Source organism: Flavobacterium helocola, assembly GCF_038289885.1.
Lineage (GTDB): Bacteria > Bacteroidota > Bacteroidia > Flavobacteriales > Flavobacteriaceae > Flavobacterium > Flavobacterium cheniae.
The window spans coordinates 149899-166607 of the sequence record NZ_JBBYHT010000005.1 but is presented as its reverse complement, the minus strand read 5'-3'; the positions used below and the strand labels follow the sequence as shown (position 1 = coordinate 166607).

8 protein-coding genes are annotated in these 16709 nt (G+C 30.2%); 3 read left to right on the top strand and 5 right to left on the bottom strand.

Going from position 1 to position 16709, the window contains the following annotated elements; genetic code table 11:
* Positions 1-113 precede the first annotated feature (113 nt).
* The 5 genes from AAEO58_RS11125 to AAEO58_RS11105 form a co-directional block, all read right to left on the bottom strand.
* Positions 114-5027, bottom strand: coding sequence for a LamG-like jellyroll fold domain-containing protein (locus AAEO58_RS11125; protein WP_341683450.1), 4914 nt, complete (start codon positions 5025-5027; stop codon positions 114-116).
* A 175-nt stretch (positions 5028-5202) separates the two neighbouring features.
* On the bottom strand, positions 5203-6147 hold the full coding sequence (locus AAEO58_RS11120) for a tRNA dihydrouridine synthase (protein ID WP_341683449.1): 945 nt from the start codon (positions 6145-6147) through the stop codon (positions 5203-5205).
* A gap of 40 nt (positions 6148-6187) precedes the next feature.
* Positions 6188-6721, bottom strand: a complete 534-nt coding sequence (locus tag AAEO58_RS11115) for a CIA30 family protein (RefSeq protein ID WP_341683448.1) — start codon at positions 6719-6721, stop codon at positions 6188-6190.
* A gap of 107 nt (positions 6722-6828) precedes the next feature.
* A complete protein-coding gene (locus AAEO58_RS11110; protein ID WP_341683447.1) occupies positions 6829-7512 on the bottom strand; it encodes a carboxylesterase family protein in 684 nt (227 codons plus the stop codon).
* 649 nt (positions 7513-8161) lie between these two features.
* Positions 8162-8818 carry a response regulator transcription factor gene (locus tag AAEO58_RS11105; RefSeq protein ID WP_341683446.1) on the bottom strand — a complete coding sequence of 219 codons (657 nt, stop codon included), beginning with the start codon at positions 8816-8818 and terminating at the stop codon, positions 8162-8164.
* A 1061-nt stretch (positions 8819-9879) separates the two neighbouring features.
* On the opposite strand from AAEO58_RS11105, the gene AAEO58_RS11100 reads away from it, so the two are divergent.
* The 3 genes from AAEO58_RS11100 to AAEO58_RS11090 all read left to right on the top strand — a co-directional run.
* Complete coding sequence (locus AAEO58_RS11100) at positions 9880-11982, top strand: tetratricopeptide repeat-containing sensor histidine kinase (protein ID WP_341683445.1); 2103 nt, start codon at positions 9880-9882, stop codon at positions 11980-11982.
* Positions 11982-12731: a response regulator transcription factor gene (locus AAEO58_RS11095; protein WP_341683444.1), complete on the top strand. Its 750-nt coding sequence runs from the start codon at positions 11982-11984 to the stop codon at positions 12729-12731. The genes AAEO58_RS11100 and AAEO58_RS11095 overlap by 1 nt, the downstream gene beginning before the upstream one ends.
* Positions 12732-13030: 299 nt before the next feature.
* On the top strand, positions 13031-16709 hold a 3679-nt coding region (locus AAEO58_RS11090; RefSeq protein WP_341683443.1), incomplete at its 3' end, for a DUF11 domain-containing protein.

The following is a 16709-nucleotide window of genomic DNA, read 5'->3' as shown; positions in this document are numbered from 1 at the left end:
GATATTATCAGAAAGTAATAACTGTGCTGTTTTTTTTAATAACTGATTAAATGGATAAATAAATTGTAATATTTATACTAAGAAATAATAAGTTTAGAAGTATTAATTGTTTATTACTTAATCAAAATTTTTTGACTCAAATAGTTGTTATCATTAGTTTTTATTTTTAAGATATAAACTCCAGATGCAATATTTTTAACTGGTAATTTTATATTATTTTCTGAACTGTTTATTTCCCAATGATTGATTTTTTGTCCTAGAACTGAAAATAAAGTAACTTCTTCAATTTCGTTATTTTTTGAATTTATAATTTCTAAATGATTATTTTCAGAATTAAAAAACACTATATTTTGATTATTTTCGATGTCATTATTAGAAAGCGTTTGATATGAAAATCGCAATGAAAATCTACCATTAATTTCACCCGAAGAGAGTACCACACTAAAATTTGATAAACGAATATCGTTATAACTATCGTTTGTGTTATCATGAATGTAAATAGGTTGATTTAAATCGAAATTTTCTATTCCATCAAGTATGAAATTTACAGTTCCAGCTTGACTTGATTTTATTGTTATTGGATAAATAGCATTTGTATTAAAGTAGCCAACACCTTGGATGACCAATTTATAATTATCTAATTGAAAATAAGTATCATCAGGTTGAATATCAATTATTTCTCCATCATAACCTAAGTTATAATCATCATTAGCATTTTCATTCATAAAACCAATCAAAAGCTGACGATGAAAATTTGTAGTACCAGTATATCCTAGTCGCACTCTTGTGAAGTTATCAGGATTTTCTTCATCATCGCCATTTTGTGCGATTGTAGTAACATTATTTTGTCTAAACATTTCGTTAGAGTTTGAATTGGTTTCTTTTACAAATCTTCTTTGACCGTTTTGAAATATTATTTGTCCACCATTTAAATTTCCTTTAACAAAAAAACCTTGCGCAACAGGGATATATCTACCAGGAATTCGAGAGCTAGTGCCTAAACCGCTTATCAGTGCTGGTGAAACAGGTGGAACTCCACCTACTAAGTTGCGAGCTGCATATCCTCCTTGATATCCAGATAACACATGGGTATTGTTTGAAGAATAATGTTCCCAAAAGTACAATGACCCATTGATTGCACTCAAATTATCGCCAATGAATTCATTAGCATCAAGTGCAGAAGGATATGGATTTCCAACCAAATTGATATTGTTAATCCCAATCTGGATTCCGCTATGATTGATTAAACCATTATTTGGTTTTCCTGTAAATACATAGTTTTGAAGTTGGATATTAGGTGGTATTGCTGTTCCACTTCCTTTCATCGTATAAGCTTGTCCTGTAAGAAGTACAGTATTTTCATTAATTTGTTGCCAATTGGCATATTCTGATGTTAAATTGGTGAACTTGTAAAGCCAATATCTAGCTAATCGCATTGGATTTGAAACTCCATTGAAGCCTGAAATCCATGAAATGGTCTGAGGAGCTACTGCATTTGTTCCATCACGAAGTACACTACCAACTGTAAAACCTGTATTATTATTTATAGTGCTAGCAACTGAACTTACTGGAGATGACCAATAATTGTAATTGTATAAATTTCCAGTTCCTTTTTGATCTTTTTCTATGGTTCCGATACTTGTAGGATCTAAATCACTATCAACGGTTTGAAGCAATTGCGAATAATCATGTAAATCAATTTTTCCATCCAATTTTAAATACCAATCGTTTTGTAGTTTGGTATCATTGGTAACGTCAATTAAAACATTTGAATCTACAATCATACCCAAATCGATGTGATTTGTGTTTGAATTAACATTGTGTTTGACATGAACGATAGACCAATCGTAATTGGTAATATCTAATCCGCGAATTTCCTTTAAGACTGAGTTTACTGCTGTAGGAAAATCTCCAGTTTGTTCCGTTATAAAAGGCATTGGCGCTTCTTGTACAGCAATCGTTTTTACATTTAAGATTCTAGCTCCTGGAGCTGTGTCTATTGTTAAGGTAGTATGATTATCAATGATATCATCTTTATAATTGTCCATTCTGTAGTAGCGAACAAGATTAATCCATGGTAAACTTGGTATATCTTTTGGGATAATAGTTCCACGAGTTATGCTACTATTGTCTTGAATTTCCTGATAGACTATTTTTTGGAATTGCGAATTAATTAACGCGACATTAAATAAACGAACTTCATCAATTTTTCCTTTAAAAAACTGAGTATTTGTAATTGAATTTTTTCCAATGGTAAAAAGCGAAGTATCCGAAATAGTTCCAGAAACAGAAGTGCTCGCAACCATTTCACCATTTACAAATAATTTTAATAGTTCGTTTGAACCATCATAAACCGCACCAACATGAATCCATTGAGCCGAATTTAGTGACAAATTATTACTTAACGTTGTTCCGTTTGCAACTACTTCTACTTCTTTGGAATTAGTGATTTTTATGTGAAATTTGTCTTGACCAACCACAATTCCTTCGTAAGAAAATGCAGGGTTAATATTAATCCAAGCCATCAAAGAAGCATTTGGCCAGTTGGTTATAACGTTGTTGTCAGTTGCATAATCGTTTCTACCATCAAAAGCAATGAAAAGTTTTCGTTCTAAATCTCTTGGCGAACCAAAAACAGCGTTATTAGTGTCAAAAGTATCTAAGATTCCATCGCCATCTGTATCTGTATTTCCCTCGATAATTCCGTTGTTATTGGTGTCTAAACTAGCGTAAAGGGTGTGTGAAATATCAAAAGTTACACCGTTTGACATCACATCTAAATAGTCTGGAATTCCATCGCCATCGGTATCTTTAACATAATAAGTAAAAGGCGCAACATTTGTACCTTGATTGTCGTTTCCATAAATATTAAAGGCATAATCATAAATATCTAAGATTCCGTCGCCAAAGCCTTCTAAATTGCCATCACCGTTTGTGTCTTTGTTTCTAAAATCTTCTGATTCTGGACCATCTCCTGCGCCATCACCATTAATGTCGCCATCACCATTTTCAAAACCCGCATAAGCATTTATATTTTCAGCCCAAGATTCATCTACGTCAAAAATACTGTCGTTATCGCTGTCTAAGTCTAAGTAATTAGGAGCACCATCTCCATCGTTATCTGGAACAATGTGAGATTCTGCTACATCATGCATACCGTTTTGATTGGCATCCATCCATTGGTATAAATAGGCTTTTCCATCTGATAAATTGCCTAAACCCACTTCAACTACATCTGGAATTCCGTCGTTATCTGAATCTAAATCAAATACATCGGCAATGTTATCGCCATCTAAATCGCATAAAGTTTGAGATATTAGAATATCATCTAAAGCTAAGTCATTACCAGTCCCCCCCGTTTCATTATTGATAAAAATTACCTGAAAAGCACTTACATTAAGATTGATATCTGCTGTAAAATGTTGCCAATCGCCAGCTAAATTTCCTGCTGTAGTTGGCGGAATATCTCCTGTTTCAATAAAAGTAATTAGGTTATTACTCATATCGCGAAATTCTACTCGTACATCAGGTCTTAATCGAGTTGCTATACCAGGAGCGTTTGTTCTGTCTAGATTTAACACCCAAAAACTATAAGTAATTGGAATATTTGGAAGTGCTCCTGTAATAGTTGCAGTGTAGAAAATTCCTGGAGTATAAGAAGCATTAAAAATGGCCATCCTGCCATTTGGATTTCCTGTATGATCACCACCCATATGCCAATAAGAAGGAGCCCAAGAGGCAATTTGTGCCGATGGACCAACGGTGTATTTTCCGTCATTTAAGTCAGTTAAGTTTAGATTTGGACATTCTGGAGTGTTTACACCAACGGTTCCATCTTCAAAACAATACGTGGTTAATGCATTATAAGTTGTATTGATGGTTGTGCGACTTCCAGCTCCAAAAGTTTCATTAAGAAATTTATAATTTACTTTATTTCCGTTTAAGGAATTGCAATTAGATTCTTCAATATCATCTCTGATTCCGTCATTGTCATCGTCAATATCAACATTGTCAAAAATTCCATCATTATCACTATCGTAAAAAGTTTGAATACCTTTTCCTGTTATGTCAAATAAAAACGGACTCACATCATCGCTATTACTTGCGATTGAAACTTGTGCTGTTTTAGTTCCAATAGAACTTGGATTAAATCGTATTTGAAAAGTACTTGAATTATTACTGTTGATGGAACTGCTTGGATTTAGAGTAATTGTAAAATCAGAACTTCCTATGATTTGAACTAAAGGAGTTCCTGTTAAGTTGATGGTATTAGTTCCGATATTTTTTATAGTGAAAGTTCTAAAAACAGGGTCTGAAACAATTTGCGTTTCCCCAAAATCTGTTCCATAACTTGATGCAATCGATGCGTTATGTGCTATAGTTATATTGTTTAAACCAAGAACTTCTAAATGATTTCCAGTTAGACTTCCATACAAACTAACATTGTCTATGAAATAATAATCCGAGGTATTGCTTCCTCCATTAAGTTCATCATATCGAATTCTAATTTTTACTTGTGTATTGCCATTTGGAATAGGAAAAGTATAAGGAGAACCAACAGTATTGCCTGCACTTGAAGCATGATTAAATGCATAAACATCTGAAGTTGTACTGTTTTTTCCATCAATTAATTTAATTGAAGTAGTGTACGAAGTTCCGTTATTATAGGAAATATCTAAATATAAATCATCATTATCATCTGGTGTTCCGTTTGAAGATAAGTAAATATTGACATAAACATTAGTAAAACTACTAATATTAACATTGTCAAAACTAATATTTGGGTCGTCAGGTGAAGAACTATTTGAACCACCAAATCTTAACGAGTTTGGAGAGGAAACAAATGTACTCGTGTTGTTTTGTATGGTTCCAGAATTTAAGGTAGAAGTATAACTCCAAGAATCTTGTGGTTTATTGTCAAATCCCTGATAAGAAATTCGGGTTTGAGCCTTTGCAATGCAAAAAAAGAATAGACAAAATACTACTATCAATTCTTTATGGAACTTTTGGGTAATTTTTCTTTCCATAGCACATTTCTTTTTAATCAAAAAATAAATACAAAGCTTTGTAAACAAGGTATTTAGCTTTTAGTTATCGAACAAATGTTAGGAAAATGAATTTAATAAATAGGTAAAAAGTAATAACTGGTGTTGGTTTTTTAATAACCGGTAATGAATTGATTATAATTGATTTATGGTTTTTTTACCCGTTTTTAAAAATTTCTTTCACAGCGGCTTCATAATTCTTACTATTTCCAGCTTTTTTAATCTTTTTATACGTCTTTTGCGGATTAGAAAATGATTCCGAAAAGTATTCCCAAAACCCTAACATTTTCATGCGAATAGGAGTTGGACCTTGTAAATACGCATCGTATTCTCTGTAGATTTCATCGTGAAAAGCTTCAAAAATTTCCAATCTATTTTTTGGATATTCTGTTGTGTTATTTTTAATCATCGAAGGTAAAAACGGATCGGCAATTAAACCTCTTCCTATCATCCAATGATCAATGGAAGGGAAACGTTCTTGTAATTCTTTAAATTTCGCTACCGAAGTAATATCACCATTATAATAAATCTTCTGTTTTGAAGTATCTAAACATTTTTGAAACGAATCTAAATCGACACCGCCTTTGTATAATTGTTTTCCAATTCGAGCATGAATTGCGATATTTTTAATCGGATATTGATCTAAAATAGGGAAAACATCTAAAATTTCGGTTGGATTTTCATAACCCATTCGCATTTTCATCGAAACGATAATATCAGTTTCGTTATGAACACGTTTTAAGATATGTTCAATTTGGTCGGTATTTTTTATCAATCCTGAACCCATACCGCATTTTGCCACCATTGGATACGGACAACCTAAGTTCCAATTCAATTCTTTGTAACCGAATTGTTGCACATATTTCGCTACAAATAAAAATTCTTCGGCGTCATTGGTTATAATTTGCGGAATAACTTCTAGAGTAGAGTTGTTTTCAGGAAGAATATCACGTTCGTACGAACCTTTTACCGCCAATTTTCCATTCAGTTTGATGTAAGGCGAATAGAAAGTGTCGATGCCACCAAAGTGTTTGTGAAAAGCGTTTCTAAATCTAAAATCGGTAAATCCTTGTAAAGGGGAAGATAATAATGTAATACTCATGCAACAAAGATAATACAATTTTTAAGCTGCGTATTTTCTTTTATTTTACTAATTCGATTTTATCTAATTTCAGTTCAAAAGATTCATCTTTTTTATTGCCAATCAGGAAAACAATTTCTTCTAAAAATTTACCATCAAAATTTGGTAAGTTAAGTGTTTGACCTCTGAATGAAGGATATAAATCTTTTAAATTAAGTGTGATTGTTTCCCATTCACCCGAAGTTTCAAAGGTTGTGATGTAAGAGTAGTAGGAATTAATATCATCTTTTATTCTGAATTGATAATTTTTACCATCGCCTTTCAATCGGATATTGACTTTGGAAAAATTACTAATATCTTTTTTGTTCATTTGATAACGAACCGATGAAAAACCGCCATAGTTTTCGGTTGAAACTCTTCCAAAAAACACACCATTTCCATTTTCATCAATTTTAAACTTTCCGTCTGAAATTCCACCCATCACAACATCATCAATGATTCTCCATTCACGAGGATTGGTTTTTTCATTGAAGTCAAAAAGTAGAAAATCATTCATAATAAAAGGGGTTAATACTAAAATAATTAGAAATTTCATATCGTAATTTTTAATAAAAGTACAGAAATGAATTGATCTGCTAAGAAATTTAACCTTAGGTTTGGATGTGTTTAAGATATAAATCTATATTTATAAATAGGAAGAAATTATTCTCTTTTTTGTTTGAATAACCAATCGTACATGGCATCTTCATGAAAAAGGCGTTCTACGTTTCCGTGATTGCCACCTTTGATAATCGAAAAGATTAGATTTGCTTTTTCATTACATTTTCTAATTGCATTTACTACTTTTTGTGATTCCGAAAGCGGAACAATATAATCCACATCTCCATGTTGAATCCAAAGTGGAATAGTGGCTAATTTGCAACCATCGCTCACATTTCCGCCACCACAAATAGCTACAGCTGCAGTAATTTTATCAGCGTGCTTACCTGCAAAATGTAGAGTTCCATATCCGCCTAAACTCATGCCACAAACATAAATTCGGGATTCGTCTACGTTGTAGTTTTTCTTTACATATTCTAAAACTTCTAAAACTTTATCAGGATTCCAACTTCCTTTAGCTAATTGAGGAGCGACAACAATGGCTGGAATTTTTCTTCCTTTATCCATTGCGCGAAGTACACCATATCTTCTCACACGATTCAAATCCGTACCAGAAAGACTTTTTCCGTGTAGAAAAATTAGAATCGGTTGTTTTTCTGTACTTTCTTTTTCGGGAACATTGATCCAAAACGGGTAAGTGGTTTTATCAGTTATGGTTTTTAATTGTGAAAATCCCAATGAAGTAATTAGTATAAATAGGGTTATGTAAATGTGTTTTAATTTCATTATCAATGGATTAGATTTAAAAAACAAAACCCGAAATTTACAATAAAGTAAAATTTCGGGTTTTCGTAGCGAGGACGGGAGTTGAACCCGTGACCTCAGGGTTATGAATTCGGAAATCAGTAAATTCTCAACGTATTTACTGGGCTTGCGAGACCCAAAATGATATGTTTTTTATAAAATCGTGTTCAATTTCGTGTTCAGGAGTAGAACTTGATTAATAAGTATTTTCTGTTGGTAAAAGTAATGTTTTTTATTTTAAAAAATATTTTTAATTATAAAATTTAATTTTTTCTTAAACATTACAGCATTAAGTTTTTGACACATTCAAATCTGTTTATGGCGTTGAATTATTAAAAGAGATATTAAGAATATTAAACATTACAAAAGATAATTTGCTTTACATCTTTTTAGTTCAATTTTTAAAACTATATCATTTTCAAAAAATAAGTATAGGTATTTTTTGCAAAATAAATGATTTTTTGTGCTAATTCTGAACATCCAAATATTACTTATATAATCATTGAAACAAAATCCAAAGAGTTCCAAGATATCAGCTTTAGATTTTCCTATCAAATACTGAAATTCAGCATTATGTTGTAATTTCACAGATATTTGATTCATAAAACTTTAATTAATATTTATATTTCGATTACTTATTATTATATTCAAAATTTATTTTGCTATCAATTAATAATTTTGTTAATTCTACAATACTATTAGTTTCTGTTTTTATAAAAATTCTTTTTTTGTAAGTACTTACAGTTGTAACCGCTAAATTTAATTTGCTTGAAATATCAACAATTGAGTTACCATTCATTAAATGCATTACACACTCAAATTCTCTACTTGATAATGATTGTATTTTATCAATAGCTGTTAGTTCTGATTTTTTAATTATTGTATTCTGAATTAAAAAATCTAATTTATTAATTTCTGTGCTTCTTTCAATTGCATAATTTACATAATCATATATTTCTTCTTCTTTACAATTCTTGTTTAACATAAAAAAATTTTCACTGTCAAAAAATTTTTTGAGTTTATTGCTATTTATTTCATTATCATAAAATAAAATAAATTTACAATTAGGATTTAATAATTGCATTTTTGAATAAAACTTAAAATAATCACATCTTTCAATAATTAAATCTATTATAATTAAATCATATTTTTCCTGAAATGCTTTTTTATTTAATTCATTAATATTATCAACTACATCAGTGATACAATCATTAAAATAAAAATTTAATATTCTCTCTAATGCAATTCTAATAACAGGGAAACTATCATGAATTAATATTTTTTTCAACTTTATGTGAATTTTTATTATTGATTATAAATCGTAACTTCTTCTTAAAAAATAATTTAACCATATTCAAACTAAAATATTTTTATATAATTGTCAGATTTTCTTTTTGTAAAAAAAACTACTAAAAAAAACAACGATTTTAATTTAGAAATTGTAATGTTTATTTATTGGGATGTAGCATATAATTTTAAGAATGTACTTTTTGTTTTTCTAAAATCAATTATTTTTCTAAAAATTTTTAACAAACTTAAGTTTTCAAAACTTGAGTTTCCTATTATAAACTGATGAAACTTATTGAAAATTGATAAAATTAAATTTGCATTTGATAATGATTTTAATATAAAACAGTTTATTTGTAAAATGAGGGATTGATTTATATTGAAAATTTATTAATTTTATAATGTCAAATTTTCAACTTATTTTGTGTTTATTCTTTCCAAAGTGGAAAATTAAATTTTCTATATCGCCACATTTTCAATTTGTTGATTACGTTTTTGATTAAATTACTTAACTATTTTGCTTCTTCGTTCTTTCCAAGTTTCATTTTGAAACTCTATAATTTGGCTATAAACACCTTACTGTAAAACTAGAATAAACTTCGGGGATTTATCAGTAGATGTTGTTCTATTTTTTGAGGTTTTATTTTATTCCTTCTTGGTTTTTTAAAATAGTTGTTTGAAAGTAAATTGGATAATAATTAGTAATTTTTTCTCATTATTTGCTGTATTTAATGTTTTATTTAATTCTTTTATAATTATATTTCTATTTTCATATCGATACTCAAAAGTAACAATACTACTTTAAATAATTTACTTATCTTTGTTGTGTGTAGAATTTTAACTACAAATTATATTTAAATTGCACTACATATCTTTAGTAGATAATTCTATAAGTTTGTTTTCAAATGTTTTCATCAAATATTATAGTGAGATTGTGTTATCAATAATCAATTGTTGGTCTAAACTATCAATAACAAAAAAATCAATAATAGATATTTAATGTTAAATATCAATAACGCCTGTTTTTGCTGCTTTTTTACATTTGAAATTATTTTTAAATTTATGGATATATCCAAAAGATTAATTTTTGTTCTATTACTTATAAATTTAAGTGTGTTAAAAGCGCAAAATATTTATATAGGAAAAAATCAAGGCAAAGCAATCGTAAAAAAGACAAAAGACAATCTAAAAATAGATAATCTTTTAAATCAAGCAATTGAGCTACAAGAAACCGATATTGTTAAAGCAAAAGCCAAATGTGATGAAGCATATAAGTTATTGGAAAATTCTTGTAATAGTAATGGAGTTATACAATATTATCTTGTAAGATCAACTTTATGTAGGCATTCAGGAAAATTAAATGCTGGGATTTATTTTGCTAAAAAAGCTCAAAATCAAGCAAAAATATTAAATAATTATGAGAAACATATAGAGGGTTGTGTTAAGGAAGCTTATTGTTTGAACACAAGGAATTCTGATTATATTAAAACAATAAAATATATTAATAGAAAATTAGACTCATTGAAGAATGGAAAAGAATGTAAAGAATTAGCAGATTTATATTTTCTTTTAGGTAAAACTTATTCTAGAAAAGAAGAATTTGATAATTCAATTAAACAAGTATCTAAATCAATTTCCATTTATAAAAAAATAAATTTCAAATTTGGTTTACAGTCTTGTTATTTTGAATTAGCAGAATTATATCATTTAACAAATAACTTAAAAAACGCTCAATTTTATATTGAGAAAAGCCTTAGTTTAATAGATAATGAAACAAAACTTAATTCTCAGGATTATGCCAGATCTTTAGCAAAATATGCAGAAATTCTACATGCACAAAATGAAGCTGAAAAAGCTTTAATGTTTTCGGAAAAAGCATTAAAAATTCAAAATGGAATAAAAAATTATGGTCAGGATAATTGGTATGTGTTAAGTACTTACATAGTTGTAAATTACACATTGAAAAACTATAATAGAATTATTGAATTAGCAATTTTTGAATTGCAAAAAGACAATAATCTTATTGAAAAAAATGTTGTTTTAAATGTATATATAGCAATGTCCTATGTTAAATTAGGTAATTCTCAAATAGCTAAAATTTATATAGATAGAGCAATAAAAACTATAAACGATAATCCTAAAACAATAATTCAAAAGCCTAACTTAGCAAGCATGTATGATTTTGCAGCAACAATTCATTTTAATTTAAAACAATATGAAAAAGCTTATATTTATTTAGATAAATATGTAGTGTTAAAAGAAGAAATTAATAGCGAACAAACTAAACAAAATATTATTAAACTTGAAACGGAATTTCTTACAGCGCAAAAAGAAGCGGATATTAAACAATTAAAGATTCGTGAAAAATTAAGTGCATTAGAAATTGAAAAAAAAGAAAACAATTTCTTTAAAGCAATTTTTTTAAATCTAATAGCTATTATTTTTATTATAATTCTTGCGTTTTTATTTAAAAAACTGAAAAATAAAAATAAAGCTATTGACAGCAAAAACACATTGTTGAATGAAAACAAGTTAATTCTTGAAAAAACATTAGCAGAAAAAAATATCCTTATAAAAGAAATTCATCATAGAGTAAAAAATAATTTGCAACTAGTAATGTGTTTATTAAATATTCAATCAAGAAAAAATAACAATGATGAAATTAATGATTTTATTGAGAAAGGGCAAACCAGAATTTCCTCTATGTCATTAATTCATCAAAACTTATATCAATCTGATAATTTAGAAAGTGTTAATTTTCATGATTATTTATTGGAGTTAATAGAATCAATAAAAAACTGTTTAAATGATAGTAAAAAAATAGAATTCAATGTTAATGTGCAAAGCATTAGTTTTGATATACAAACAGCAATACCTCTTGGTTTAGTAATAAATGAATTAATTTGTAATTCTATTAAGTATGCTTTTCCAAATGAAGCCTATGGTAAAATAAATATTCATATATCTTATATTAAATCTGATGAAAAATACATTCTTGTTTATAGTGATAATGGTGTAGGGATGGATATTAATATTAATAACAAGCCTAAGTCAATTGGTTTAAAATTAATAAAATTATTAACAGATCAATTAAATGGTACTATTAAAACAAATAGTTTAAAGGGATTAGAGTATGAAATAATTTTTAATAACGATAAACAATAATGGAAAAGACAATTCTTGTAGTTGAAGATGAAACAATAATAGCATTAGATATAAAGGAAGTTTTGGAAGGAGAAGGTTATGATGTTATTACAGTTAAAACAGTAGAAAAAGCAATTGAAATAATAAAAGATGAAAAACCTTGTTTAGTATTGTTGGATGTTAATTTAAAACAAGACAAAGACGGTATTGATTTGGGGAATTATTTACTAAAAAATGACAAAATACCATACATATATATAACATCATATTCAGATAAATTAACAATTGATAGAATTAAAGTTACCCGACCTCACGGATATATAGCTAAACCATTTAAAACAGTAGATATTATTGCAACCGTTGAAATTGTTTTAAATAATTTTATACACAGTAAAATTGATCCTAAACGAAATGATGAGGAAGTTAATAATAACATTCCTTTTAAAATCAAAGAGACAATTTCATATATTAATGAACATATAGTAGAAAAAATTGAAATTTCTGAATTAGCAGAATTAACCCCATGGAAGACACATCATTTTATTAGAGTATTTACACAGTATGTGGGTATTACACCATATCAATACATTTTGCAAAGAAAAATTAAAAGAGCAGAAGCTTTATTAGTAGAAACTAATCTTCCAATAAACGAAATTGCTTATGATTTGGGATTTCAGAGTTATAGTAATTTTTGTAATGCTTTTAAGAAAGTAAACAACAATCAAACTCCTGAAAATTTTAGAGCCAAAAAACAAGTTGAAAACTATTAAATAGTATAAAATTAAACAAAGTTAATAGAAGAGCATTCAAAGCAGATTTGAATGCTCTTTTGTGCTTGTATTTTATGTAATGATTAATGATAAACTTCAAAATATTAATATCAAGAATCAGTTTTATATAGCAATAATCAGCACTAAGAAACCTTTTGTTAGAAGTACTTTTGTTTGTTCATAAAGTGTGTATAGAGAAAAAATTGATATTCTAGTGGATCTTGTTATAAAGTCCACAGTCAATTTTTGATGTAGATATTTTATTGAAAGTTAAATAAATGTTAAACTAAATTAAATAAATGAAAACAAATTTACTGATTTCAACAAAAATGGCATTACTTGTAATGTTTTTCTTGTTACCTGTAATGGAGTTTACAGGTTTTGGTGCTTGGGCACAATCTGTGGTTGTAACTACAACAAACAATAAATGTCTTAATGGCGGTATTGTTAATGTTGATAGTACTACTGGATTAGGCGCAACTCCAGAATTTCAAGTACTCAAAGATGGAGTACTTGTCTTTCCAGATCCTGGTAACTCAGCGCTTTTTTCTACAGCAACATCCTTTACAGGACTTGTTGATGGAAATTATGTGGTAGTGGGGCGTGCCGGACCCGGCAATCCAACCTATAGTAGTAATAGTATTGCTGTGGATGATGGCTATGTTAATTTTGCCGCCACCACTTCAATTGTTTCTGCTTCTTGTGTAGGAGGTACAGCAGTTTTAACAACTAATGTTACTTCTGGAGGGGTTAAGCCTTTAACTTTTAGCATAGCTTCTGCTTCATCTCCAGGGGTTCCTCTTCAAACTACTTCAGGTATCAATGCAAATTCATTTGCGTTTAATGCTTTGCCAGTTGGCAATTACACTGTTAGTGTAACAGACAGTTGTGGGCAAACAATTGTTGGTGCAACATCAGTATCGGCTGTGAGTACTACTTTAGCTGATGTGAATTTACCATCTTCAATTTTTACAAGAGCAAACTTGATTTGTTCGAATCCTTTTATGATTCAAAATGAACTTGGATTTACATATGTTGCTGGAGGAGCACCATTAACAAGTGCAGCTGCTGCACTTTTTTCAGTTCACATTTTATATAATGGTGTGTTGTATGGAAAAGATAATACTGGTGATGGCTATGCAGATGCAGGAGCGCCAGGGTGGGCTGCAAACTCAGCAACATCTCTTCAAATGCCATTAGGTATAACTAGAGCAAATATATTAGCAAATCTTGGAAATATAAAAGTAGTCTTAATGGATGCTTGTGGTAATACAAAAGAATTTACCGTAACTAGTCCTGCATATGATATTAATATGAGTAATTGTGGTGGTGTAGCGTATGCAACATCAACAATATATTCTGGTTTGGTATGTTTGCCAATGAATATTACTTTTACTAATACTTCAAATCCATCAGATGTTGTGACTTTTATGCAAACTACTGGTACGCAAACTTTCACTGGAGGTTTAACGCCTGGACAAACGTATAGTTATACCTATTTAGATTCAGAAGGTTATTCAACAGGTATATTCTACTTGCCTCAAACTAAAACAATTCCAATATCGGGTTCAACATCTGTTACTCAAAATTTTTATGGGAATCAATTTAATTTGAATGTTTTAAATTATGGAAAGCTTTTAATTAACTACAGTCCGTTTGTAGTTGGAGATATAATATATTATACCGTTACAGCTTCAAATAATCCTTTAGTTCCAGTTGGTCATACAGGAAGTGTAGCTTTAGATCAAAATGGTAATGCATATTTACCACGTGTAAATGCTACTGATCCTGCAGGATATTGGCCTGAAGGAAACTATACAATTACTGTAAATGGTAATTGCGGTTCTTCGAGCGCAAATTTTGTGGTTTCAGGGTATACGGCTAGTTCTTTTGGCAATTTAATCACACCAGTTTGTGGAGGGTTTAACTATCAATTAACAGGTGTTTTTGATGATTACAATGCATATGAAGTTGTGGTTCTTGCAGGGCCTTCAAGTGTAGGTCAAGTTAGAAACCTCTCAAATGCTACTACATCTCTACCTTTTAATGGGTTGACTTATGGTAATTATACGTTTGGTGTTCGAATAAAAGGAGGAACTTTTACGGTTCATACTCGTTTTGTAAGTATAACAGCAAATTACTTTATTACAGTAGATAAAACGGTTACAGGTGGTTACGTTTGTAATTCAGGTGATACTAATGGTGTATTGTCAATTACAGCATCATCAATCGCTCCGGCACCAGGTAACGTTTTAGAATATGCGTTAAGTCCTGATGGAGGCACTACTTATGGTTCTTATCAAAGTGGTAGTACCTTTTCTGGGCTTTCAGGTGGTATACATTATTTTAGAGTAAAAGATGCTTGTGGTAATATAATTACACAAACAGCTCAATTAGGAGTGGCGAGTAATCCTCAAATTGCTGTAAATGGCGTTTATGGGAATGCTTCAGTTTGTAATTATACAGGTGCAACAGTTACTTTAACTTTAGATGTAGATTTGCCAGGTTCAACTTATTTATGGTCGGGCCCTGGTATTAATGCTTCAAATAATAACGTTAAAAATCCAGTTGTTAACGTTAGCGATATGAGTTCAGGTACAAATGTTTACTCATGTACTTTCAATTCAGGACCTCCTTGTAATACAAATGGAACAGCTACAGTTACAATTGATTCAAGACCTTTTGTAGATTTAGTAGTTACAGATCCAGCTCCAGTATGTTTCCCAAGTACAGTTAATCTTACAGCTGCAGCAGTTACGGCAAGTAGTACGGGTGTATTTTCTAAAACTTATTGGAAAGATGCAGCTTGTACTATTCCTTTAACACCTGCAAATGCAGTAAGTATCTCTGGTACCTACTATATAAGAGGTAGAGCACATGTTTCATTAAATTTGTGTGAAACTATCAGGCCTGTTGTTGTTGTTGTAAGTTCATTACCTATTGCTACAATTTCATATCCTGGTGGGCCATTTTGTCCTACAGGAACAGCTACGGTTTCAGTATCAGGTGCGTCAGGAGGAACTTATACTTCAGACGCTGGTTTAAGTATTAATGCTTCAACAGGTCTTATTGATTTAGCTTCAAGTACAAGTGGTAATCATACTATTACATATAATTTTTCAAATGCAGGTTGTTCAAGTACTACAACTACAGTTATTAATGTAAGAAATCCTATTGAATGTACTTTAGCACCTGGAGATGCAGATTTATCAGTTACTAAAACAGTTTCTCCATTAGGAGCAGCAGTTGGAAGTAACGTTACGTTTACAATTACAGCGACAAATAACGGTCCATCGGATGCTACGGGAGTTAATGTTTCAGATTCTTTACCAGCAGGATACACTTTAGTAAGTGCAACACCTGCAACAGGAACTTGGTCATCACCAACGTGGACTATAGGAAACTTAGCTAATGGAGCATCAACAACAATGAGTGTTGTAGCAACATTAACCGCTACGGGTCCATGGGCAAATACAGCTACTATTTCTGGAAACGAATCAGATCCAACACCAGGAAATAATACATCAACAGCAACACCAAATGTTATTGATGCAGTAAATGATGGAACCAATGCTTCACCATTTGCGACTGTATCAGTTGGAACAACGTCTACAACAGTTCCAGGAAGTGTTTTAACAAATGACACATTAAATGGAGTTGTGGTAACAACATCAAATACAGATGTAACGGCAACAACAGAAGGTCCATTATCAATAGATGTAAATGGAGTAATTACAGTTGCGGCAAATACACCAGATGGTGTTTATCCAATAACATATACATTGTGTTCAACGTCTTTAACACCACAAATATGTGATACTGCAACAGCTTACGTTGGAGTAAGTGCTATAGTTACAGATTTATCAGTTACTAAAACAGTTTCTCCATTAGGAGCAGCAGTTGGAAGTAACGTTACGTTTACAATTACAGCGACAAATAACGGTCCATCGGATGCTACGGGAGTTAATGTTTCAGATT

Coding starts and splice junctions, on each gene's coding strand:
- AAEO58_RS11125 (WP_341683450.1), bottom strand. CDS start 5,027: ATGGAAAGAAAAATTACCCAAAAGTTCCATAAAGAATTGATAGTAGTA.
- AAEO58_RS11120 (WP_341683449.1), bottom strand. CDS start 6,147: ATGAGTATTACATTATTATCTTCCCCTTTACAAGGATTTACCGATTTT.
- AAEO58_RS11115 (WP_341683448.1), bottom strand. CDS start 6,721: ATGAAATTTCTAATTATTTTAGTATTAACCCCTTTTATTATGAATGAT.
- AAEO58_RS11110 (WP_341683447.1), bottom strand. CDS start 7,512: ATGAAATTAAAACACATTTACATAACCCTATTTATACTAATTACTTCA.
- AAEO58_RS11100 (WP_341683445.1), top strand. CDS start 9,880: ATGGATATATCCAAAAGATTAATTTTTGTTCTATTACTTATAAATTTA.
- AAEO58_RS11095 (WP_341683444.1), top strand. CDS start 11,982: ATGGAAAAGACAATTCTTGTAGTTGAAGATGAAACAATAATAGCATTA.